Source organism: Streptomyces sp. NPDC001604 (assembly GCF_042893475.1).
Lineage (GTDB): Bacteria > Actinomycetota > Actinomycetes > Streptomycetales > Streptomycetaceae > Streptomyces.
The window spans coordinates 25,107-46,954 of the sequence record NZ_JBIAUY010000012.1; the positions used below are offsets into that span (position 1 = coordinate 25,107).

General features: G+C 71.3%; 22 protein-coding genes. 11 read left to right on the top strand and 11 right to left on the bottom strand.

Annotation, left to right across the window (positions count from 1 at the left end):
• The first annotated feature begins 32 nt into the window (after positions 1 to 32).
• Positions 33 to 797: a carbohydrate ABC transporter permease gene (locus ACFY1E_RS28645; protein ID WP_389081055.1), complete on the top strand. Its 765-nt coding sequence runs from the start codon at positions 33 to 35 to the stop codon at positions 795 to 797.
• 52 nt (positions 798 to 849) lie between these two features.
• The gene (locus ACFY1E_RS28650; RefSeq protein ID WP_389080577.1) at positions 850 to 1,902 is read left to right on the top strand and encodes an endo-1,4-beta-xylanase; all 1,053 of its coding nucleotides are present in this window, start codon (positions 850 to 852) and stop codon (positions 1,900 to 1,902) included.
• A gap of 53 nt (positions 1,903 to 1,955) precedes the next feature.
• Here ACFY1E_RS28650 and ACFY1E_RS28655 read toward each other — a convergent pair whose 3' ends face one another.
• The 3 genes from ACFY1E_RS28655 to ACFY1E_RS28665 form a co-directional block, all read right to left on the bottom strand.
• Complete coding sequence (locus ACFY1E_RS28655) at positions 1,956 to 3,002, bottom strand: LacI family DNA-binding transcriptional regulator (RefSeq protein ID WP_389080578.1); 1,047 nt, start codon at positions 3,000 to 3,002, stop codon at positions 1,956 to 1,958.
• 142 nt (positions 3,003 to 3,144) lie between these two features.
• Positions 3,145 to 3,351, bottom strand: coding sequence for a DUF5999 family protein (locus ACFY1E_RS28660; RefSeq protein ID WP_115913979.1), 207 nt, complete (start codon positions 3,349 to 3,351; stop codon positions 3,145 to 3,147).
• Positions 3,352 to 3,738: 387 nt separating this feature from the next.
• Entirely contained in the window at positions 3,739 to 4,323 is a 585-nt protein-coding gene (locus tag ACFY1E_RS28665; protein ID WP_389080580.1) for a hypothetical protein, read from the bottom strand.
• A gap of 552 nt (positions 4,324 to 4,875) precedes the next feature.
• On the opposite strand from ACFY1E_RS28665, the gene ACFY1E_RS28670 reads away from it, so the two are divergent.
• Positions 4,876 to 6,393 carry a glutamate-cysteine ligase family protein gene (locus ACFY1E_RS28670; protein WP_389080581.1) on the top strand — a complete coding sequence of 506 codons (1,518 nt, stop codon included), beginning with the start codon at positions 4,876 to 4,878 and terminating at the stop codon, positions 6,391 to 6,393.
• A gap of 78 nt (positions 6,394 to 6,471) precedes the next feature.
• Here ACFY1E_RS28670 and ACFY1E_RS28675 read toward each other — a convergent pair whose 3' ends face one another.
• Positions 6,472 to 8,229, bottom strand: a complete 1,758-nt coding sequence (locus ACFY1E_RS28675; protein ID WP_389080583.1) for a substrate-binding and VWA domain-containing protein — start codon at positions 8,227 to 8,229, stop codon at positions 6,472 to 6,474.
• A 186-nt stretch (positions 8,230 to 8,415) separates the two neighbouring features.
• Here ACFY1E_RS28675 and ACFY1E_RS28680 point away from each other — a divergent pair, with 186 nt between their 5' ends.
• Positions 8,416 to 9,216: a CPBP family intramembrane glutamic endopeptidase gene (locus tag ACFY1E_RS28680; protein ID WP_389080584.1), complete on the top strand. Its 801-nt coding sequence runs from the start codon at positions 8,416 to 8,418 to the stop codon at positions 9,214 to 9,216.
• 19 nt (positions 9,217 to 9,235) lie between these two features.
• On the opposite strand, the gene ACFY1E_RS28685 is transcribed toward ACFY1E_RS28680, so the two are convergent.
• Positions 9,236 to 10,045, bottom strand: coding sequence for a PhzF family phenazine biosynthesis protein (locus ACFY1E_RS28685; RefSeq protein WP_389080586.1), 810 nt, complete (start codon positions 10,043 to 10,045; stop codon positions 9,236 to 9,238).
• Positions 10,046 to 10,189: 144 nt separating this feature from the next.
• Between ACFY1E_RS28685 and ACFY1E_RS28690 the strand changes: the two genes are divergently transcribed.
• Positions 10,190 to 10,975 (top strand): cyclase family protein, encoded by a 786-nt coding sequence (locus tag ACFY1E_RS28690; protein WP_389080587.1) that lies wholly within the window; start codon positions 10,190 to 10,192, stop codon positions 10,973 to 10,975.
• Positions 10,972 to 12,612, top strand: coding sequence for a thiamine pyrophosphate-binding protein (locus ACFY1E_RS28695; protein ID WP_389080589.1), 1,641 nt, complete (start codon positions 10,972 to 10,974; stop codon positions 12,610 to 12,612). Before ACFY1E_RS28690 ends, ACFY1E_RS28695 begins: the two co-directional genes overlap by 4 nt.
• A 54-nt stretch (positions 12,613 to 12,666) precedes the next feature.
• On the opposite strand, the gene ACFY1E_RS28700 is transcribed toward ACFY1E_RS28695, so the two are convergent.
• The gene (locus tag ACFY1E_RS28700) at positions 12,667 to 13,563 is read right to left on the bottom strand and encodes an aminoglycoside phosphotransferase family protein (RefSeq protein ID WP_389080590.1); all 897 of its coding nucleotides are present in this window, start codon (positions 13,561 to 13,563) and stop codon (positions 12,667 to 12,669) included.
• A 144-nt stretch (positions 13,564 to 13,707) separates the two neighbouring features.
• Between ACFY1E_RS28700 and ACFY1E_RS28705 the strand changes: the two genes are divergently transcribed.
• Positions 13,708 to 14,343, top strand: coding sequence for a PadR family transcriptional regulator (locus tag ACFY1E_RS28705; protein ID WP_389080592.1), 636 nt, complete (start codon positions 13,708 to 13,710; stop codon positions 14,341 to 14,343).
• Positions 14,344 to 14,408: 65 nt separating this feature from the next.
• Here ACFY1E_RS28705 and ACFY1E_RS28710 read toward each other — a convergent pair whose 3' ends face one another.
• Together ACFY1E_RS28710 and ACFY1E_RS28715 are read right to left on the bottom strand one after the other, a co-directional pair.
• Positions 14,409 to 14,837: an SRPBCC family protein gene (locus ACFY1E_RS28710; protein ID WP_115913988.1), complete on the bottom strand. Its 429-nt coding sequence runs from the start codon at positions 14,835 to 14,837 to the stop codon at positions 14,409 to 14,411.
• 117 nt (positions 14,838 to 14,954) lie between these two features.
• Positions 14,955 to 15,143, bottom strand: coding sequence for a hypothetical protein (locus tag ACFY1E_RS28715; RefSeq protein ID WP_344399179.1), 189 nt, complete (start codon positions 15,141 to 15,143; stop codon positions 14,955 to 14,957).
• 199 nt (positions 15,144 to 15,342) lie between these two features.
• Here ACFY1E_RS28715 and ACFY1E_RS28720 point away from each other — a divergent pair, with 199 nt between their 5' ends.
• From ACFY1E_RS28720 to ACFY1E_RS28730, 3 genes are all read left to right on the top strand, one after another.
• Positions 15,343 to 15,888 carry a Clp protease N-terminal domain-containing protein gene (locus ACFY1E_RS28720; RefSeq protein WP_389080594.1) on the top strand — a complete coding sequence of 182 codons (546 nt, stop codon included), beginning with the start codon at positions 15,343 to 15,345 and terminating at the stop codon, positions 15,886 to 15,888.
• Positions 15,889 to 15,940: 52 nt separating this feature from the next.
• Entirely contained in the window at positions 15,941 to 16,939 is a 999-nt protein-coding gene (locus ACFY1E_RS28725) for a DMT family transporter (RefSeq protein ID WP_389080595.1), read from the top strand.
• A 169-nt stretch (positions 16,940 to 17,108) separates the two neighbouring features.
• On the top strand, positions 17,109 to 18,056 hold the full coding sequence (locus ACFY1E_RS28730) for a DMT family transporter (protein WP_389080597.1): 948 nt from the start codon (positions 17,109 to 17,111) through the stop codon (positions 18,054 to 18,056).
• A 55-nt stretch (positions 18,057 to 18,111) separates the two neighbouring features.
• Here ACFY1E_RS28730 and ACFY1E_RS28735 read toward each other — a convergent pair whose 3' ends face one another.
• Positions 18,112 to 18,759 (bottom strand): FMN-binding negative transcriptional regulator, encoded by a 648-nt coding sequence (locus tag ACFY1E_RS28735; protein WP_389080598.1) that lies wholly within the window; start codon positions 18,757 to 18,759, stop codon positions 18,112 to 18,114.
• Positions 18,759 to 19,445: a pyridoxamine 5'-phosphate oxidase family protein gene (locus tag ACFY1E_RS28740; protein ID WP_389080600.1), complete on the bottom strand. Its 687-nt coding sequence runs from the start codon at positions 19,443 to 19,445 to the stop codon at positions 18,759 to 18,761. Before ACFY1E_RS28740 ends, ACFY1E_RS28735 begins: the two co-directional genes overlap by 1 nt.
• 35 nt (positions 19,446 to 19,480) lie before the next feature.
• Here ACFY1E_RS28740 and ACFY1E_RS28745 point away from each other — a divergent pair, with 35 nt between their 5' ends.
• Positions 19,481 to 20,812 (top strand): aminotransferase class I/II-fold pyridoxal phosphate-dependent enzyme, encoded by a 1,332-nt coding sequence (locus tag ACFY1E_RS28745; protein WP_389080601.1) that lies wholly within the window; start codon positions 19,481 to 19,483, stop codon positions 20,810 to 20,812.
• Positions 20,813 to 20,823: 11 nt separating this feature from the next.
• Here the strand turns inward: ACFY1E_RS28745 and ACFY1E_RS28750 are convergent, their stop codons facing one another.
• Positions 20,824 to 21,813 (bottom strand): DMT family transporter, encoded by a 990-nt coding sequence (locus tag ACFY1E_RS28750; protein WP_389080603.1) that lies wholly within the window; start codon positions 21,811 to 21,813, stop codon positions 20,824 to 20,826.
• Between the last annotated feature and the right edge of the window lie 35 nt (positions 21,814 to 21,848).

Genomic DNA, 21,848 nt, shown 5'->3' on the forward strand with positions numbered 1-21,848 from the left:
TGCACGTCGTCCTGGTCGCCGTCGGCGCGGTGATGGTCGTACCCCTGCTGTACGCCGTGCTGTCCGGTTTCAAATCGACTTCCGAGCTGTCCCGCAACCCGTTCGGACTGCCCGAGCACTGGCTGACCGGCAACTACACCGACATCCTCGGTGGCAGCGACTTCTGGCGGCTGCTGGGCAACAGCACCCTGGTCGCGGTGGCGACGACGGTGCTGGTGGTCGGGGTGTCCGCGCTCGCGGCCTTCTCCTTCGCGCGGTTCGCCTTCCGTGGCCGTGAGGTGCTGTTCACCCTCTTCACGATGGGGCTGATGTTCCCCTTCGCGGTGGCGGCCCTGCCGCTGTTCCTCCTCCTGCGCTATCTCGGCCTGCTGGACAACCCGCTCGGCGTGATCCTTCCGCAGGCCGCCTTCGCCCTGCCGATGACGATCATCATCCTGCGCGGCTTCTTCCGGCAGATCCCGGGCGAGCTGGAGGAGGCGGCCACCCTCGACGGGTGCAGCGCCTTCGGGTTCTTCTGGCGGGTGCTGCTGCCGATGGCACGGCCGGCGCTCGGCACGGTCTCGGTCCTCGCCGTGGTCGCCAGCTGGAACAACTTCATGCTGCCGCTGCTGGTGTTCACCGACTCCAAGTGGTGGACGCTGCCCCTCGGCGTCGCGCAGTTCCAGGGCCAGTACTCGTCGGAATACGCGCGCGTCTTCGCCTACCTCGTCCTCGCGATGGTTCCCGCCCTCGCCTTCTACTCGGTCGCCGAGCGGCAGCTCGTCGGCGGCCTCACCGCCGGTGCCACCAAGGGATGAGGCGCACCGGCGTCCGTACGGCCCCGCACCCCACACCGTGAGGAGTCGCACCATGCGCAAGACCACCCGTCTCAGACTCGCCGGAGGCCTCGCCGCCCTCCTGGTCGCCGCCGGGATCGCCACCGGCCCCGCGGCCCAGGCGAGCCCCAAGCAGCCGACGCTCGCGGAACTGGCCCAGCGCCACGGCCGCTACTTCGGCAGCGCCACCGACAACCCCGAACTCACCGACACCGCCTACACGGCCCTGCTCGGCAGCGAGTTCGACATGATCACGCCCGGCAACGGCATGAAGTGGTACGCCACCGAGCCCCAACAGGGCGTCTTCGACTGGACGAACGGCGACCAGATCGTCGACCTGGCCCGCAAGAACCACCAGCGGGTGCGCGCCCACACCCTGGTCTGGCACAGCCAGCTGCCCGACTGGCTCACCGGCCGCCAATGGACCGCGGACGAGCTCAGGGCCGTACTGAAGAAGCACATCCAGACCGAGGTACGGCACTACCGCGGCAAGGTCTACTCCTGGGACGTCGTCAACGAGGCGTTCAACGAGGACGGCACCTACCGCGAGACGCTCTGGTACAAGACGCTCGGCCCCGGCTACATCGCCGACGCGCTGCGCTGGGCCCACCAGGCCGACCCGCACGCCAAGCTCTACCTCAACGACTACAACATCGAGGCGGTCGGCCCGAAGAGCGACGCCTACTACCAGCTGGCGAAGGACCTCAAGGCCCGGAAGGTCCCGCTCGACGGCATCGGGCTCCAGGCCCATCTGGCCCTCCAGTACGGCTATCCGACGACCCTGGAGGACAACCTGCGCCGCTTCTCCCGGCTCGGCCTCGACACCGCGCTCACCGAGGTCGACGTACGGATGCTCCTGCCCGCGACCGACGAGAAGCTGGCGCAGCAGGCCCAGTGGTACCGGGACCTGACCGAGGCATGCCTCGAGGTGCGGCGGTGCGTGGGCATCACCGTGTGGGACTACACCGACAAGTACTCGTGGATCCCGGCGTTCTTCCCCGGTGAGGGCGCTGCCCTGCCGTGGGACGAGCAACTGCAGCCCAAGCCCGCCTACTTCGCGATCAGGGGGGCACTGGGCGGCAAGTAGAGAACGCCCCGGCGGTGCAGTGGGGAGCACCGCCGGGGTCCGGCACCCCCGGCTCAGGGCGCCGGGGGTGCCGTGCTCGACCGCACCACCAGCTCCGTGCCCAGCTCCACCCGCGGTGAGCCGGGCTGTTCACCGCGGGCCAGGCGCAGCACCGTGCCGACGGCCAGCTTGCCCATGCCGGCCAGCGGCTGGCGCACCGTGGTCAGCGGCGGGGCCGACCAGCGCACCTCCGGAAGGTCGTCGAAACCGACCACGCTCATGTCCTGCGGCACCCTGAGGCCCCGTCGGCGCAGTGCCTCGATCGCGCCGAGTGCCATCTGGTCGCTGGCCGCGAACACGGCCGTCGGTGGTTCGGGCAGGTCGAGGAGGGCGTTGCAGCCGGTGAAGCCGGACTCGGGGTGGAAGTCGCCCGGGACGACGAGGGTTTCGTCGACCATGAGTCCCGCGCCCTCCACGGCGGCGCGGTAACCGTCGAAGCGGGCCCTTGAGCACAGCAGCCTGGGCGGGCCCGCGATGAGACCGATCCTGCGGTGGCCCAGCGACAGCAGATGCCGGGTGGCCGCCATGCCGCCCGACCAGTTGGCGGCGCCGATGGTGGGGACGTCAAGGGCGGGGGAGCCCGCCGGGTCGACGACCACCAGGGGGACGCCGAGGGCGCGCAACTCCTCGTGCAGGACCGGTTCCAGTGCGGAGGTCACGAGGATGACGCCGTCGGAGGCGCGGGCCCGCAGATTGCGCATCCACTCGCGGGCGTCACCGGAGCGGCCGTGGATCGCCGACACCACGGTGCCGACCCCGGCGGCGTGCGCTGCCTCCTCGACGCCCCGGATGATCTCCACCGCCCAAGGGCTGTCGAGGTCGTTGAAGACCAGGTCGAGCAGGGCGGCACCGGACGCGGGGGCGGCGGCGCGCCTGCGGTGGCCGTGCCGCAGCAGCAGGTCCTCGATCCGGGCGCGGGTCTGCGGCGAGACGTCGGAGCGGCCGTTGACGACCCGGGACACGGTCGGCACCGAGACCCCGGCCTGCCGGGCGATCTCGGTGATCGTGACCTTGCTCCGGACCTCGGACGGCGCCTCGGCGCCGGTCTCGTCCGTCGTCAATTCCCCACCTCCGTCGACGTGACCGGCACACGCCACTACACGCAGTGATTGCCCCCGGACATGCGTCGGGGCCGGTTCGCAGGGTGTCCTTGCGACCGGCCCCTCAGGTCTCCGGGCGGTGGGGCGCACCGCCCGGTGCCGCTCAGGCGGCCGTCATCACCTGGCCGGCGCCCAGCGGGCGGTGCGGCGCGATGATCTGGCCGTCGGGCAGGAGCTCACCGGTGTCCTCGAAGAGCAGAACGCCGTTGCACAGCAGGCTCCATCCCTGCTCCGGGTGGTGCGCCACGAGTCGGGCGGATTCCCGGTCGGCGGAGTGGGCTGTCGGACACGGTGGCTGGTGCTGGCACATTGATGGGATCTTTCGCTCTGTCGTGATGTGTGAGATGGCTGTCTTGTCTGTCCCGCGGCTTGAAGCTCCGTTCATGGCCGCCCCCCGTAGTGATAAGTCGGTCCAGTCCCAGTGTTGCCCCATGGACGTCAATCCGCAGGGATTTCGCAGCACCGCTTCTCACAGGTTGAGGACGCATCCCCCGTGCGGACGGTTCAGTCCAACCGCACTGTCACTTCGGGTGGTTCTCGGTGGCCGGATGGGGCTAGTCCTTCCAGGTCAAGGACCTTTTGTGGCTCGTACGAGCAATTGGCTGCTCGTACGAGCGAATTGCCGGGCGGAAAAGCGTCGTACCCCGCTTCCCGGAATTCCGGGGCGGGGTACGAAAGGTGTGGCGACGGGAGGCGGTCAGGCGGGCGAGCCCAAGAGCGGGACGGGAGTCACCCGATGGGTCAGCACCGGGAGCAGTTCGGCGACGCGGTGCGGGCGGTGGGCGGCGATGCCGGGCGGCGCCGGCGCCAGCGGCACCAGCAGGTCCGTGGCGGCGGGGTGGCCGGTGGTGCCGTCCGCGGTGCAGTCGCCGTGCAGCCACAGTGTGAGCATGTACAGGCTGGGTACCGAGAGGAGGCGTGGCTGGTAGGGCTGGCTCATCGTCTCGGCCTGGCGCAGGGCACGCTCGGTGGAGGCGATGTAGGGGCCCTCGAAGAAGTGCGAGAAGGCCCAGCCGTCAGGGGTCAGCATGGTGTCGGCGGCCGCCACCGAGCGCTCGCCGCAACGGATCAGGAAGCGCCACCCGGCCAGCCTGGTGGCGGACACGCCCGCGGGGCTGAGTTCGTCCAGTACGTGTACGGGCAGCGGGAGTTCGGGGGTGGCGGGGCCCTGGGAGCGCAGCAGGGAGGGAGTTCGGGCCTCGCGGACCGCGGTGGGGGAGCCGAGCGCGGTCAGGACGGTACGAAGGGCGGGCGCGGGAGCCGGGGGGACATGCAGCGGCATGGTGGGTCGCCTCTCATTCGACAGGCACGGTGGCGCGAGGGCGGGGGCGGACGGCGCTGTCTGCTCACGGGGCCAGAGGGGCGGGGGCCGGGGCCTGGGAACGAGGAGTGTGGCTGAGGCCTGCCGCACGTCACCTCGACGGCAGGTTCCATGACCGCGGGCGCCGACCCTCTGTCTTGTTCGCGGAGTTTATACGACATGTGTTCAGACCGTGTTTCGTCTAGCCGTTTCCGGTGCACTCGGCAAGGGTGTATCCGGTCGGCGATACGCAGGAATCATCCCGATTCTGCTTCCATCTCACGCCGGTGACCTCGGGAAATAGCTGGAGAGCGGTCGGCCAATTCTCGTCGGCGTTTTTCACGAGTTCGTCGCCGACCCGAAACTGCGCTGTGCCCCATGCCCGGTGAATGTGCCAACGGTCACGCGCATCAGAGTAGCGGGCGACGTCCGTGCGCGGGGACGTTATCGATCGCCGCGGCTGGGCATCATCCCACGTGACCCCGACACCGGGCGGCCGATCTTCGGGCCGCCCACACGAGGAGGGACGCTTCGATGGGGGAGAAGGTCGTGGCAGGCCGGTTCGACCTGTCCGATCGGCAGCACTACCGCGACAAGCTCCGCAGGTGTCTGACGGGGCTGGAGCGGCTCCTGGACGAGAAGCGGTTCGATCGCCCGAAGAACCTCATGGGGCTGGAGATCGAACTGAATCTCGCCGGTGGCGACGGCATGCCGAAAATGCTCAACGCTCAGGTTCTCGAGCGGATCGCAAGCCGTGATTTCCAAACAGAACTCGCCATGTTCAATCTGGAAGTCAACATTGCCCCACATCGATTGGGCGGGCGGGTATTCGACCGGCTCTCCGAGGAACTCACGACCTCGCTGGCATATGCCCACCGAAAAGCGGGAGAGCTCGACGCGGGAATCGTGATGATCGGCATTCTGCCGACCCTCGACCGGGACGACCTGGTCTCCTCCAACCTCTCCGACGTCGACCGCTACGCGCTGCTCAACGAGCAGATCGTGGCCGCCCGCGGCGAGGACTTCGTCCTCGACATCGACGGCGTGGAGCGCCTCACCTGCACCTCGAAGTCGATAGCGCCGGAGGCCGCCTGCACCTCCGTACAGCTGCACCTCCAGGTCACCCCGGGCCGTTTCGCCGACGTCTGGAACGCCGCGCAGGCCGTCGCCGCCGCCCAGATCGCCGTCGGCGCCAACTCGCCCTTCCTGTTCGGCCGTGAACTGTGGCGGGAGTCCAGGCCCCCGCTGTTCCAGCAGTCCACCGACACCCGGCCGCCGGAGCTGCAGGCGCAGGGCGTGCGCCCGCGCACCTGGTTCGGGGAGCGCTGGATCTCCTCGGCGTACGACCTGTTCGAGGAGAACGTGCGGTTCTTCCCGGCCCTGCTGCCGATCTCGGACGAGGAGGACCCGCTGCAGGTCCTCGACGAAGGCGGCGTCCCCACGCTGGCCGAACTCGTCCTGCACAACGGCACGGTGTACCGCTGGAACCGCCCTGTCTACGGCATCGCCGACGGCGTCCCGCACCTGCGCGTCGAGAACCGCGTCCTGCCCGCCGGGCCCACCGTCACCGACGTCATCGCCAACGCGGCCTTCTACTACGGCCTCGTCCGCGCCCTCGCCGAGGAGTCACGGCCCGTGTGGACCCGGCTGCCCTTCGAGGCGGCCGCCGCGAACTTCGACGCCGCCTGCAAGCACGGCATCGACGCCCGCCTGGAGTGGCCGCGGCGCGGCCGGTACAGCGGCACTGCTCAGGTCGACGCGGTGAGCCTGGTCCGCGACGAACTGCTGCCGCTCGCCGAGGCGGGGCTGGACGCGTGGGGGGTCGAACGCGCCGACCGGGACCTCTACTTGGGCGTCATCGACGAGCGCTGCCGACGCCGGGTGAACGGTGCGACGTGGCAGGCGGCGACGTTCCACCGGGCCCTGGAGGCGGGGCTGTCGCGGGATGCCGCGCTGGCGGCGACGACTCGGAGGTACAGCGAGCTGATGCGGGCGGGGGAGCCGGTGCACACCTGGCCCGTCGGGCTGCCGGAGCCTGTGCCGCTCGGTTAGGCCTCCGCGGGCTGCGGCGGATCACGCCCCCGCCGCGGGAGGGTGCCCCCGCACCGGAGCGGGATATCGACGGCCTGATCAGTCGTCGCCCTTGGACCCCGCCGACACGATCGCCTTCAGCATCACCGACTGGATCTGCGAAGGGTTGCTGACCGACTGGGCCGAGCCGCCTGTCGCCTCCGCTATCTGTTCGGCTTCCTGGCGGTCGGCGTCGGGGCCCACCGCGATCATGATGAGTGGTACCGGGCGGGCGGGGTCGGTGAGCTTCTGCAACCGGGTGATGAGTTCGGAGCGGGAGATGCTGCCGGGGTCCTGGTTGACGCCGTCGGTCAGGATGACCAGCGCGTTGAACTTCCCCTTGGCGTAGGACGAGGTCGCCGCCTTGTATGCGGCGAGTGTGGTGTCGTAGAGCCCGGTCGCCCCGTGCGGGACCGGCTGGAGGGCGTTGAAGGCCGCCGAGAGGCGGTCGCGCTGGGTGCCGCTGCCCCTCTGGTCGCCGAGGCGCTCGGTCGGCACCAGGATGCGGTAGTCCTTGGCGCCGTCCAGTTTCGTGGAGAAATCCCACAGTCCTATCTCGTCGTCGGGCGTGAAGGTGGCGAGGGCCTGCAGCAGGGAGCCCTTGGTGACGTCCATGCGGGACTGCCCGGTCCCCGGCACCGGCTCCGCCATGGACGAAGAGGCGTCCACGACCGTGGTGAGCCGGGCGCTCTGCACGGTGATCGTCCAGGTGCCGAGGGTCTCCTGGAGCGCCGCGTCCGAGGCCGGCTGGGGCGTGGGCTCGGTGTACGGCTGGGGGCTGCTGCCGCCCGCCCCGGCGACCACCGCCTCGGGCGCCTCCTCGTCGGAGGTGCGGAAGCCGTACTTCTGCAGCAGCCGCAGCTGCGCCGGCTGCCGCAGGTAGTTGACGAACCGGAGCGCGGCCCGGCTCTCGTCGGTCGTCAGCTCGTCGACCGTGGCGAACGGGTAGTCGAGCCGCGGCGAGCCGTCCTTCGGGTAGAACATGTCCACGCCGCCGGCCGCCGAGGAGTTGTACGCGTACGCCGCCTGCTCGGACAGCACCAGCGCCTGGTTCCGCTTCGGGTTGCCCAGCTCGGTGCCCGAGGAGTCGCGGGGCAGGGTGTCCACGACCTGGCCGTCGCTGTCCGAGGTGCGCTGCGCCAGCGTCTTCATCATGGCCGCGGCCCGGGTGTCGCCGCCCTTGATCCCGGCGGCGGCCGTGCTGAGCTGGGTGAGCGCGAGCAGTGCGGTGGCGCTGCGCGCGGGATCGGCCGCGCCCAGCTTGAGCGACGTGTCCTGCATCGCGGCGCCGACCAGGTCGACCCAGCTGTACGTCTGCTTCGGCCACCCCAGCGACTTGGCGGCCGTGGGCACCATGGCCACTCCGATCGGCGTGGAGGCGACCGCGCCCACCGGAGTCACATCGATCGGGCCGTTGTCCGCCGTGATCCGATCGATCCACAGCGCCGAGTCCGGCACCCACAGCTGCGCGTCCGGCTTCTTGCCCGCGGCGATCGCGTCCGCGACCTTGTACGAGTCGCGCGCGGTCACCGTGACGGCGAGACAGCGCCCGTCGGAGGTGATGTCGCTGCGCCGGGCCTGCTTGGCCGCGGCCGTGAGGGCAGGGGCGATGTCGGGCGAGGCGGCGAGCTTCAGGCGCACCGGGTCGTCCTGGCAGGAGGAGCCGAACGACAGCAGTCCGCTCTTGACCGCGCCCGCCGTGCCGCCGGCGACGGCGAGGACGAGCACCGTGGCCACCGCCACCGTGCGGCGCCGTGCCCGTGGACGGGGGTCGCTGCCGCCCGCCCCATACTGATCGGGCAAGCTGTGACGTCCCATGACGGTGGTGCCCCTCCCTGTTGAACCTCGTGCCGGACCGCGGCCGTATGGCAGGCAAAAGGGGAGGTACGCCCCGTACGGCGTCCGTCCCCCCTGACGGCCTGGCGCACGATCCTCGTAAGTTCTTTCGAGACCCTAGCGGGGTGGCGGTGGGGATGAGGCTGGATTACTCAACTGGAGGCAGGTGTGCAGGCAGAGGCGGGCCCGGTGGCCGATTCTTTTCCGCCGGAACGGCCCTCGCGACGGATTCTCCGTGACGAGACGCTGCTCGTTCTGGGGCTTTCGCTCGGTGCGAGTGGTGTGTCCGCCCTGATCAGCTTTGTCGGATCGGTCACGAAACCGGGAGGGCTCAAGGAGCAGGCGGCCACCCTCAACGCCTCGGCCGCGCCGGGCCGCCCCTGGCTGGATCTGGCCTGGCAGCTGTTCGGGATCGCCACGGCCCTGGTGCCCGTCGCGCTGGTCGCGCACCTCCTGCTGCGCGAGGGCCGGAGCCTGCGCACCCTCGGCTTCGACCGCACCCGGCCCTGGTTCGACCTCGGCCGGGGCGCCGGGATCGCGGCGGTGATCGGCAGCACCGGAATCGCCTTCTACCTGGCCGCACGCGGGTTCGGCGTCAACCTCACGGTGGTGCCGGAGGCGCTGCCCGACGTGTGGTGGAAGTACCCCGTGCTGGTCCTGTCGGCCCTGCAGAACGCGATCCTCGAAGAGGTCATCGTCGTCGGCTATCTGCTGCGCCGGCTCGGGCAGTTGGGCTGGACACCGGGGACCGCCCTGGTGGCCAGTTCCGTACTGCGCGGCTCGTACCACCTCTACCAGGGCATCGGCGGCTTCGTCGGCAACATGGTGATGGGCGTGGTGTTCGTGTACCTGTACCGGCGCTGGGGGCGGGTGGGCCCCCTCGTGGTGGCGCATTCCCTGCTCGACATCGGGGCCTTCGTGGGGTACGCGCTGCTGGCCGGGAAGGTGGGCTGGCTGCCGACGGCGTGAGCGCCGGCAGCCCGGGCCGCTAGGCGAGCAGCTCGCCCTCGATCACTGTGACCGCGCGTCCGCCGAGCAGTGTGCGGTCGCCGCGCAGCTGCGTGCGGACACGGCCGGAGCGGGGCGAGGCCTGCAGGCCGGTGAGGTCGGTGCGGTCGAGCCGCTCGGACCAGAAGGGCGCGAGTGCCGTGTGGGCGCTGCCGGTGACCGGGTCCTCGTCGATGCCGGCGTTCGGGAAGAAGCAGCGGGAGACGAAGTCGTAGCCCCGGGTCGGGTCCTCGGCGCGGGCGGTGGCGATGATGCCGCGCTCGGAGTAGGCGCCGAGCGCCTTGTGGTCCGGGGTGAGGGCGTGGACCGTCTTCTCGTCGGCGAGTTCGAGGAGCAGGTCGCCGACGTTCGGGCCGGTGTCGAAGGCGGCGCGCGGCTCCGCGCCCAGCGCTTCGGCGACGCCGTCCGGGACCTCGACCGGCGTGAGCGGCGCGGTCGGGAAGTCCAGGGTGATCGAGCCGTCCTCCTGGGGCGTGGCGATGAGAACGCCGCTGCGGGTGGCGAAGCGCACCGTGCCCTCGTGGGCGCCGGTCGTGTGCAGGACATGGGCCGTGGCCAGCGTGGCGTGCCCGCACATGTTGACCTCGGTCGCCGGTGTGAACCAGCGCAGCGCCCAGTCGGCGTCCCCGCCCTCGGACAGCCGGTGCGCGAACGCGGTCTCGGCGTGGTTGACCTCCAGGGCGATCTTCTGGAGCCGGTCGTCGTCGGGGAAGTCGTCGAGAAGCAGGACGCCGGCAGGGTTGCCGGCGAAGGGGCGGTCGGTGAACGCGTCGACGATTCGGATTCGCATGGCTTCGACGCTAGGGCGGAGTGGAGCCTTCCACCAAGGCCAATTCGGGGCCGGTGGACCGATTTCCGGGCCGCGTGCCTTAGCGGAGCGGCCCCCGGCTGACACCCTGTCGTTGACCGTCCAGCCCCTGCCCAGGAGGCCGCCATGTCACAGCCGTCCGTGCTCTCCGCCCTGCTCGCCGGGCTGCAGCGGGGATCGATCGAAGTCGTCGACCTCACCTCGCCGCTGTCGTCGACCACCCCGGTGATCCAGCTGCCGCCCCAGTTCGGCCAGACCCAGGTCTTCGAGCTGGAGGAGATCAGCCGGTACGACGACCGGGGACCGGCCTGGTACTGGAACAACTTCCGCAGCGGCGAGCACACCGGCACCCACTTCGACGCACCCGTCCACTGGGTCACCGGGAAGGACCTCGCCGATGTCGCCTCGGTTCCGGTGGGCCGGCTGATCGCCCCCGCGGTCGTACTCGACTTCTCCGAGCACGCCGCCAAGGACCCCGACTTCCTGGTCGAGGTCGACCACATCAAGGCCTGGGAGGCCGACAACGGGCCGTTGCCCGACGGGGGTTGGCTGCTGCTGCGCACCGGCTGGGACGCCCGCTCGCAGTCGCAGGAGGCGTTCCTCAACGCCGACGAGAACGGCCCGCACACCCCCGGGCTGTCACCGGAGTGCGCCCGCTGGGTCGCCGAGGAGTCGCCGGTGCTCGGCCTCGGCACGGAGACGGTCGGCACGGACGCGGGACGGGCGCACTCCTTCGACCCGGCCTTCCCCTGCCACTCCTACCTCCTGGGCGCCGACAAGTACGGGCTGACCCAACTGCAGAACCTCGGCTCCCTGCCCCCGACCGGCGCCGTCGTCATCGCGGGACCGCTGCCGATCGTCTCGGGCTCCGGATCCCCCGCACGCGTCCTCGCCCTGGTGGAGCGGTCGTGAAGGTCGCCGAAGCCGTCGGGCGGGCCCTCGTCGCATCAGGGATCGACCAGGTCTTCGGCGTGGTCGGCTCGGGCAACTTCCATCTGACCAACGCCATGATGGCGGCGGGCGCGCGGTTCGCCGCCGCACGGCACGAGGGCGGCGCGGCGACCATGGCCGACGCGTACGCCCGCACGAGTGGGGCGGTGACCGCACTGAGCGTCCACCAGGGCCCCGGCCTGACGAACGCCCTGACCGGCATCACCGAGGCCGCCAAGAGCCGTACCCCGCTGCTGGTGCTGGCCGCCGAGGCGACCGCGCAGCGCTCCAACTTCCATATCGACCAAGCCGTGTTGGCGCACTCCGTCGGTGCCGTCACCGCGCGCCTGACGACCGCGCACGACGCCGTCGAACAGGCTCGCGCGGCCCTCCAGCGGGCCCGGCACGAGCGGCGCACGGTCCTGCTGAACCTGCCGCTGGAGGTGCAGTCCCTCGACGTGCCCGACGCGGCCCTCCTGGACGCCCACCCCATGCCCGTACGAGAACCGGTCGAACCGTCCGAGGCGGCCGTCGCGGAGCTGGTGCGGGCCCTGGAAGGGGCTCGGCGGCCGGTTTTCGTCGCCGGCCGGGGCGCGCGCACCACCGGCAGCCGCGACGCGCTCCTCGCCCTGGCCGAACGGTACGGCGCGCTCCTGGCGACCTCGGCAGTGGCCCGCGGCCTGTTCCACGCGAACCCCTTCTCGCTGGACGTCTCCGGCGGCTTCGCCTCGCCCCTCGCGGTCGAACTGATCCAGGGCGCCGACCTGATCGTCGGCTGGGGCTGCGCGCTGAACATGTGGACCATGCGGCACGGCAGTCTGATCGGCCCGGACGCGACCGTCGTCCAGGTCGACGACGACCCGGAGGAGCTCGGCGCGCACAGGGAGATCACTCTGGGCGTCACCGGCGACGTGGAACGCACGGCCCGACGGGCACTGGAGGCCGGCGGCGAGAGCCGCACCGGCTACCGCACACCCGACGTCGCCGACGCCCTCGCCGCGCGGGTCAGGTGGAGGGACGTGCCGTACGAGGACGAGGGCGCCCGCGAGCGGATCGACCCGCGCACGCTGAGCATCGCGCTCGACGACATCCTCCCCGCCGAGCGGGTCGTCGGCGTCGACTCCGGCAACTTCATGGGCTACCCGAGCGCGTATCTCTCGGTGCCGGACCACAACGGGTTCTGCTTCACCCAGGCCTTCCAGTCGATCGGCCTGGGCCTCGCGACCACCATCGGCGCAGCCCTCGCCCAGCCGGGCCGGCTCCCCGTGGCCGCTCTCGGCGACGGTGGTGCGCTGATGAGCGCCGTGGAACTCGACACCGTGCGCCGACTCGGGCTGCCGATGGTGGTCGTCGTCTACAACGACGAGGCCTACGGGGCGGAGGTGCACCACTTCGGCCCCGACGGCTTCCCGCTGGACACGGTGACGTTCCCGGAGACGGACATCGCCGCCGTGGCCCGCGGCTACGGCTTCGAGGCGGTCACCGTCCGCACGCCCGCCGACCTCAAGGCCGTAGAGGACTGGGTCGCCGGACCGCGCTCGGCACCCCTGCTGATCGACGCCAAGGTGACCCGCGAGCACGGGTCCTGGTGGCTGGAGGAGGCGTTCCGCGGCCACTGAGCGCCGCATGGTCCCGGCCCTTGCCCGGGGGCCGGGCCTACGACCGGGGCGTCATCACTCCCTCGACCCCAGAATGCGGTCGAGTGTCCGGCGCCCCAGTCTGCTCATCGCCGGATTGCTCTCGGCGTAGTACCAGACCAGACCCAACGCCTGCTCGAACGCCCACGCCTTGCCGCGCTCCCACTCCAGGTCGTCACAGCCCAGGGCCCGCCGCAGCACTTTCCGCGGGCCCGGCTGCAACAGGTGCCAGGCACCGACCAGATCCAGTGCGGGGTCGGCGGGGCCGAAGCCGCCGGTGTCGAGTACGCCGCTGAGCCGGTCTCCCGCGACCAGTACGTTGCCCGGGATCAAGTCACCATGGCTCATCACGTCCGCACTCGTGCGCGGCAACTCCCGGAAACGGCCCCACAGCCGGCGCAGCCGTGGCACATCGAGCAGTCCCTCACTCTCCTCGAAGCACTTCGCCATCCAGCCGTCGTGGTGAGCGAGAGCCCCGCCGCGATGGTCGCCGTTGAAGAGCCGCCCCCGGGTGTCGGCCTGCCGCAGGGCCGCGATGAAGACCGCGAGATCCTCGGCAAAAGCGTCTGACCCGCTCGGGTCGGCATCGGAGGCAACCGTTCCCGGCAGCCAGGTCTGGACGGACCACGGCATGGGGTATCCCGCTCCTGGCTTTCCCAGGGCGACGGGCTCCGGGGCGGGGAACCGGGACACCCGAGCCAGCTCGGCGCTCGCCCGGGCTTCCCGTTCCAGAACCGCCGGCGCCTCCGCCGCATCGGCCACCCGCAGGGGGAAACGCGCAGCGAGGTCGTTCCCGATGCGGAAGACGGCGTTGACCGTCCCGGTCGACGACAGGGGCCGGACCGCCTTGCCGCTCCACTGAGGGAACTGTTCGTGGATCAAGGTCGCGACGATCTCGCTGGTCACGTCCACTTGGTCGTCATGCATGGCCATGACAGCCAGTCTCCATGCGCCAGGGGCCGGAGATCCACTGAGATTTGCGTCCATCGCGGTGTTCCGGCGGGTATTGCCATGCGAAGACTTCCGATATATCGTTGACGCATCGCGACAGATCAACGATGGAATGGAGTGATTGCGATGCGTTCCCATGGATTCGAACGTGGACACGGTGGACCCGGCCCTCGCGGGCGGGGTGGTTTCGAGGGCCGGCGCGGCGCCTTCGGCCCCTTCGGGCCGGGTGGACCCGGCGGCGGTCCGGGCGGCTTCGGCTTTGGCGGACCCGGCTTCGGCCCGGGCCCCTGGGGGCCACGAGGGCGCGGCGGACCGAGGGGCAGGGCGCGGCGAGGTGACGTACGGGCATCGATCCTGGCCCTGCTGAAGGACCGGCCCATGCACGGTTACGAGATGATCCAGGAGATCGCCGAGCGCAGCGGCGGGGCGTGGAAGCCCAGCCCCGGTTCGGTGTACCCCACCCTCCAGCTGCTGGAGGACGAGGGTCTGATCACCAGCGCGAGCGAGGGCGGCAAGAAGCTCTTCTCGCTCACCGAGTCCGGCCGCGCCGCGGCCGAGGAGGGCCCGGACGCGCCCTGGGAGGAAGCCTCCCGCGGCATCGACTTCGAGGCGCTCGGTGAGATCCGCCAGGCCGGCTTCGGCCTGATGGAGGCCTTCGGTCAGGTCTGGAAGACCGGCAACAAGGAGCAGCGCGAGAAGGCGCTGACGGTCATCAACGAAGCCCGCAAGAAGCTGTACCTGATCCTCGCCGACGAGGACTGACAGTTCCTACGGCGACGAAGGCGCCCCGCGGAGTGGTCCGCGGGGCGCCTTCCCGTGTCCGGCGGTCAGGACACCAGCCCGGCGAGCTTGCGCAGCGACTCGTTCAGCGCGGCGGTCCCCGAGTCCTTCAGCCTGCCCGCCATCAAAGTGACCGCGGCGCCCGTGAACTCGCCGTCGATACGGACCTTCGTGGCCTCGCCCTCGGGCGTCAGGGTGTAGCGCGTGGCCACGTTCACCGCCATCGGGCCCTTGCCCTTGATGGCGAAGACCCTGGCCGGTTCCAGTTCCGAGATGGTCCACTCGACCTCGGCGGGGAACCCCATCAGCTTCATGTTCTCCTGGAAGGTCCCGCCCACTTCGAGCGCCGCCGGACCGCCCTGCGGGAAGCTGGTGTGGGTGGCGTTCCACTCGCCGTACGCGGGCCAGTCCATCAGCTGTGCCCACACCTTCTCGGCCGGCGCCTCGATCCGTGCCTCCGCGTTGATTTCGGGCATGCGACCACCTCTTCGTGTCGGGCTGTGGTGTCGCGGAACGTAGCCGCAGGGCCTGGAACATTCAATACTGATGAACCGTCAGAAAATGTGGGTGTTTCCCGGTGCGCCCCCGAGCGGTCAGCCGACCCGGCGGATCACCGCGGCGTCGAAGAGATCCCAGGCGCGCGGAAGGGCGCTCTCGTCGTGGCAGTGCCAGGCGTCCCAGAACAGGTCGGCGGGCAGCGCGTCCTCCGGGGCGTCCACCCGGTACACGTACTGCTTGCCGTCGACGGCCGGCAGGGACACCAGCCAGCACCCGCTCTCCACGCCCTTCCTGGACGTGCGACGGGGCGCTGTGGTTGCGCGCCGGGCGCGTGGCAAGGCGGCGCGCGCCCCCCCGGGGCAGAACGGCCAGATCTCATCCGTAAGGAGGAGATTTTCGCCCGCCGAGTCCACTCCCCGCGGGACGCGAAAATGCTCCCCGGCGGGGATGACCGGGGGCGAGGAGATTGATGGGGTAGGGGTCGTGCAATCCCGTATCCCCCGGCAGTCGGTCGGCGAACAGGCCGAGGGCCCCCGCGTGGACAACGATGCCAGGCTCAGTCCCGAACTGGCAGCGGTGGTCTCCGGTGCCCGCCGCCGGGCGGTGCGCGACGGGGACCGGCAGATCGACACGGCCCATCTGCTGCACTCGCTCCTGGAGCAGGACCCCGAGGTGCGGGCCGTCTTCGACGACGGGCCCGAGATCGCCCGGCTGCTCGGCTACCTGGTGCAGCGCAGCATCGGTTACGGCCTGCGCTGGCAGGGCTCCGTCGAGGACTCCGGCGCCGTACCCGTGGTGGCGGAGGCCGAGGGCTTCTCGCCGCTGGCCGCGGGCGCGATGGACCACGCCTGCGAGGGTGCCGCCGCCCGCGGAGCCGAGACGGCCCGCGGCGTCGACCTCCTGGCGGCGATCGTCGTCGACCCGCAGGCACGGGCCGTCGAGGTTCTCGACCGGGCCGGCCTCGAAACGGACGCCGTGCTGACCCGCATCGAGAACCGGCTGGCGCGCTCCAGGTGGTCCAGCCGCTGAGACAGGTGTCATCGGGGGTGACGCTCATGTCGTCGCCTGTCATCATGGGCCCGTGCATACGTCTGAGAGCAGCCGGGGCGGTCGCGGCAGGAGTGCCGGGCTCGGTCTCGCCCTCGGGTCCGCGGTCGCCTTCGGAGGATCCGGGGTCGCGGCGAAACCCCTGATCGAGGCCGGACTCGACCCGCTCCATGTGGTGTGGCTGCGGGTCGCGGGCGCCGCCTTGGTGATGCTGCCCGTCGCCGTGCGTCACCGCGCGCTGCTGCGCCGCCGCCCGGCGCTGCTCGCCGGATTCGGACTGCTGGCCGTGGCCGGTGTGCAGGCCTGCTACTTCGCCGCGATATCCCGCATACCCGTCGGGGTCGCGCTGCTCGTCGAGTACCTCGCGCCCGCCCTGGTCCTGGGCTGGGTGCGGTTCGTGCAGCGGCGGCCGGTGACCCGTGCCGCCGCGCTCGGCGTGTTCCTCGCGGCCGGCGGCCTCGCCTGTGTGGTCGAGGTCTGGTCGGGGCTGAGCTTCGACGCCGTCGGCCTGCTGCTCGCGCTCGGCGCCGCCTGCTGCCAGGTCGGCTACTTCGTCCTGTCCGACCAGGGCAGCGACGCCGGAGACGACGCACCCGACCCGCTCGGCGTCATCGCGTACGGCCTGCTGATCGGCGCCGTCGTCCTGACCGCCGTGGCCCGCCCCTGGACCATGCGCTGGTCCGTGCTGACCGGTACCGCGCACCTGGACGGCACCCCGGTCGCCGCCCTGCTCCTGCTGGCCTGGATCGTCCTGATCGCCACCGTCCTCGCCTACGTCACCGGTGTGCTGTCGGTGCGCCGGCTCTCCCCGCAGGTGGCGGGCGTCGTGGCCTGCCTCGAAGCGGTTGTCGCCACGGTCCTGGCCTGGGTGCTGCTGGGCGAGCACCTCTCGGCGCCGCAGATCGTCGGCGGTGCGGTCGTCCTGGTGGGCGCGTTCATCGCCCAGTCCTCGGCACCCGCCAAGGGATCCCCGGAGCCGGTGGCGAGCGGCGGCCCGGAAAGGGAGTTGTCGTCCCGCGAAAGCGCCGCCTAGGGTGCTGATCATGCATTCGAACGCACTCGTTCTTCCGCCTCCGGCCGCCTGAGGCGGGCCCTCCGGAAACCACGCCCGACCTGGTGCCGGGCGGAACGGTGCTGCCCGCAGAAGAAGTCCACGGCCCGGCCGATGCCGGGTACCTTCCGAAACTTCTGCGGAGACCTTCGTGTCCTCGAATGCTGCTTTCGGCCTTCCCGTCGGGCGAGGCCTGTTCTATCTGATCGTCGCCGGTGCCGCCTGGGGCACTGCGGGCGCGGCCGCCTCCCTGGTCTACCGGGCCAGTGACCTGGGCTGTGTCGCCCTCTCCTTCTGGCGCTGCGCGGCCGGCCTCGTCCTGCTGCTCGCCGCCCGCCTGCTGCGTCCGCGCGGACGGGCCGCCGTACGCGAACCGCTTCGTCGCAGGGCGCTTCGGGCCGGTGTCTCCGGCGTCGGGCTCGCCGTCTTCCAGACCGCCTACTTCGCGGCCGTGTCCGCCACCGGACTCGCCGTCGCCACCGTCGTCACCCTCGGCACCGGCCCTGTGCTCATCGCGCTGGGGGCCCGGCTGACGATGGGGGAGCGGCTGGGCCGCGGCGGTGTGACCGCCGTCGCCGGGGCGCTCGCGGGACTGGGAGTGCTCGTCCTCGGCGGCGGCGGAGCGACCGTACGCCTGTCGGGTGTGCTGTTCGCCCTGCTGTCCGCGGCCGGGTACAGCGTGCTGACCCTGTTCACACGTTGGTGGGGCAGGGGCGGTGAGGTCGACGCCTCCAGTACGTCGGTGGGGGCGTTCGCGGTCACCAGCCTCTGCCTGCTGCCGTTCGCCCTGGCCGAGGGCATCGTCCCGCACACGGCCCATCCGGCCCTGACCGTATGGCTGCTGGCCTACCTCGCCACCATTCCCACAGCCCTCGCCTACGGCCTCTACTTCGCGGGCGCGGCCGCCGTCCGGTCGGCCACCGTGTCCGTGATCATGCTCCTGGAACCAGTCGGCGCGGCGGTGCTGGCAGTCGCGCTGCTCGGGGAACGACTGACACCAGCAACCCTGATGGGCACGCTGCTGATGCTGGGCTCGGTGGCGGGCCTGGCACTGGCGGAGGCACGCGGCACGGCGGCGGAGGAACCGGTGCCGGTGTGAGGCCGAGGGGGCGGACCGGTAACCGGACCCGGCCCATGGTCATCGAGCAGGTGCGTCACCGTGCCCCCGACCACACCCCTCGTCGTCTCAGCTGGTGCTCCCGGGCCGCCGCGTCCCGGGAGCCGGCCCGCGCGGCGAGCTCGGCCACCAGCCGGTCCTGGACCTGCTCCGGCTTGTGACTCGCGTACTTGAACTTCGCCCGCACGTCGACCACTTCGAGCCGCAGACCACGGATGCCGGAGAGAAGCCTGCCGTACGGCTCCTCGCCCACCGCCGCCGACGCGGAACCACCCTCGGGCTGGAAGTGGCCGACCTGGCGGTTGAGCAGGGCGGCCTTCTCGGCCGGATCATCCACGACATGGGCGGTGCAGCGGAGTTGGACCGCGGTGTAGAAACTCGTCGGGACGCCGTGCTCGGGCGGGGCGTCCGGCGGGGCCTGCCAGGGTCCGGGGACGTACACGTAGTCGTCGACCACGCTCAGCAGGACGTCCGGGTGCGCCTCCAGCGCCGGCCACAGGGGGTTGGGGCGGGCGAGGTGCGTGACGGCCTCGCCGCGCTCGGCGTCGTAGGCGAAGTGCAGCGGCTGCACGTGGGGAGGCTCCCCCGGCAGACCGTTGACGGCGAGCTGCCCGAAGTCGTGCGCGCCCAGCCACTGCTGCCACTCGGCGTCGTCACGGGCCGCGTCCCACGGGTGGATCAGCATCACGGCACCGCCAGGTACTCGGGGAGCGTGGTGCCCGGGATCAGGTCGGCGTCCGGCACCGGGGTTTCGTACCCCTTACGCAGCGGGACGACGCCGGCCCAGTGCGGCAGGGCCAGGTCCTCGGGCTCGTCGTTCACACCGCCCGTGCGGAGCTTGGCGGAGACCTCGTTCAGGTCGAGGCGGATCACCGCGGTGGCGGCCAGCTCCTTCCTGTTCGCGGGCCGGGAGTCGGCCGCCCGGCCCGGTACGACGTGGTCGACCAGGGCGTCCAGCGCGGCCCGCTTCTCCTCGGGGTCGGTCACGTCGTGCGCGATGCCGTGCACCACCACGGACCGGTAGTTGATCGAGTGGTGGAAGGCCGAACGGGCCAGGATCAGCGCGTCCACATGCGTGACGGTCAGGCACACGGCCAGCCCGGGGTCGGCGCTGCCGGTCATCCGCAGCGGACGGGAGCCCGTCGAACCGTGCACGTAGAGCCGCTCGCCGACGCGCCCGTAGAGCGTGGGCAGCACCACCGGTGCGCCGTCCCGCACGAAGCCCAGATGGCAGACGTAACCCTCGTCGAGTATCGCGTGCACCAGCTCCTTGTCGTACGACGCCCGGTCCGCGGAGCGGGTGGGGACGGTGCGGTCGGTCGGCGTGTAGGCGGCGGGCTGCGACGTCGGCTGCTGCTGGGTCCCCTGCATTGCCATCTCCATTGCACTAGTGCATAATCTGGTTTGTGCTAGAAGGATATCGGATCGAAGGGCGACGCGCAGCAGAGATTGCGGCGAGCGTCGAGCGTGCGGTGGGGTCCGGCGAGCTGGAGCCGGGGCAACTGCTGCCCCCCATGCGGGAGTTGGCGGTCGAGCTGGGCGTGAATGCGAACACGGTCGCGTCCGCGTACCGGATCCTGCGGGAGCGCGGGGTCATCGAGACGTCAGGGCGGCGCGGCAGCAGGGTGCGGGCCAAGCCGGCCACCACGGGGCGCGACCACGTCCGGATGGATGTGCCCGCGGGCGTCCGGGACGTGGCGAGCGGCAACCCCGACCCGGCGCTGCTGCCCTCGCTGGCGAAGGTGTTCGCGGCGGCGGGCGAGCAGGGCGACCGGGAGCCCGTGCTGTACGGAGACGCCCTCGTGGAGCCGGAGCTGGAGCGGATCGCGCGTGCGGACCTGGACGCCGACGGGGTGCCCGACGGACCGCTGACGGTCGCGTCCGGCTCACTGGACGCCATCGAGCGCGTGCTCGCGGCGCATCTCAAACCGGGGGACACCGTCGCCGTGGAGGACCCCGGCTGGGGCAGCCTCCTCGACCTCGTCCCGGCGCTCGGCCTGCGCACGGCCCCGGTGGGCGTCGACGACGAGGGGCCCCTCCCCGAGGACGTACGACAGGCCCTGGAGGCCGGCGCCCGCGCCCTGATCGTCACGGACCGCGCCCAGAACCCGACCGGCGCCGCCGTGACCGCCACGCGCGCGCGTGCCCTGCGCGCCGTGCTCCGCGACCACCCGGAGATCCTCCTCGTCGAGGACGACCACGGCCACGGCATCGTCGACCTCCCGCTGCACCCCCTGGCCGGCATCACCCGGCACTGGGCCTTCGTGCGCTCGGTCGCCAAGGCGTACGGTCCCGACCTGCGCCTCGCCGTCCTCACCGGCGACACCACCACGGTCGACCGGGTGAGCGGCCGGCACCGCCTCGGCCCCGGCTGGGTCAGCCGCCTCATCCAGCGGGCGGTGGTACGGCTGTGGTCCGACGAGGCGCTGGACACCCGCGCGGTCGCGGAGACTTACCGCACCCGCCGCGACCTCCTGATCGACGCCCTCGCCCAACGCGGCGTCGAGGCCCACGGCCGCACCGGCCTCAACGTCTGGATCCCCGTCCCCGACGAAACCACCGCGGTGGCCGCCCTCCTCCACGCCGGCTGGGCGGTCGCCCCCGGCGCACGTTTCCGCATGAGCGCCCCACCGGGCATCCGCGTCACGGTGGCGACCCTGGCGCCAGAGGAGGTCAACCTCCTGGCGGACGCGATCGCCAGGGCTCTTGGCCCTTCACCGACCCGAAGCTACGTCTAGGCGGGGCTGTATCACTTTGCGGCTCCGCCGCGTGGGCGCGACAAGCCGCTGCTCACCCGCACCCGCACCCGTTCCTCAACCTCTGCCCCCTTAGGTGCACTTGAACGAGCCCGCGCCTGCGTGAGTGCAGCCCCCGCCAGAACAATCACCGCCCCCACGGGAGTGGACCACCGCAACGACTCCCCAAGAACAGCAACCCCCGCAGCCGTGGCGATCACCGGAATGAAGTACGTGACCATCTGCGCCGTGGTGGGCCCGATTTCGGCCACCAGTCCGTACTGGATGAGAATCGCGAGCCCCGTCCCCAGCACCCCCAACGCGGCGACGGCAATCAGCGGCACCAACGGAAACCGCGCCGGAAGCGAGGTGAACAGCGGCGTAACCACGCCGAGTTGCACCGCGGCCAGCAGCAGCTGCGCCCCCGTCATGGACAGATGGGAGTGCCCTGCCCCGGCCAGCGTACGGCGGACGTAGATCCAGCCGACGGGGTAGCTGAGCGAGGCCAGCAGCGCCATCGCCGTGCCGGTGGCGTCCAGCCCGTGAAAGCCCTGCCACGCACCGAGCACCGTCAGAACGCCCAGGAAGCCGAGGCCGAGGCCGGCCACCCGCACGCGGGTCGGGCGGTCCTCGGAGAGCGCGACCAGCGAGAGCGCCATGCCCCACAGCGGTGAGGTCGCGTTGCAGATGCCGGCCAGGGTGGACGGGATGGTCAGCTCCGAGTACGCGAACAGGGAGAACGGCAGCGCATTGAGCAGGAGCGCCGCCACCGCCAGATGCCCCCAGGTGCGTGCCCCGCGCGGCAGGCGCTCCCGTTTCACCGCCATGGCCGCCGCGAGCACCGCCGTACCGAACACCAGCCGTCCGAGCGTGACCTGGAACGGCGCGTACGCCTCCGTGCCGACCTTGATGAGCAGGAAGCTGAACCCCCAGATCAGCGAGAGGGCGCCGAAGCGCAGACGCCAGTCGAGGGTGGGGCGGGTGCGGGGTGCGGTGATGCTCATGGGCGCAACGATGATGCACACCACCTCGTAGCACA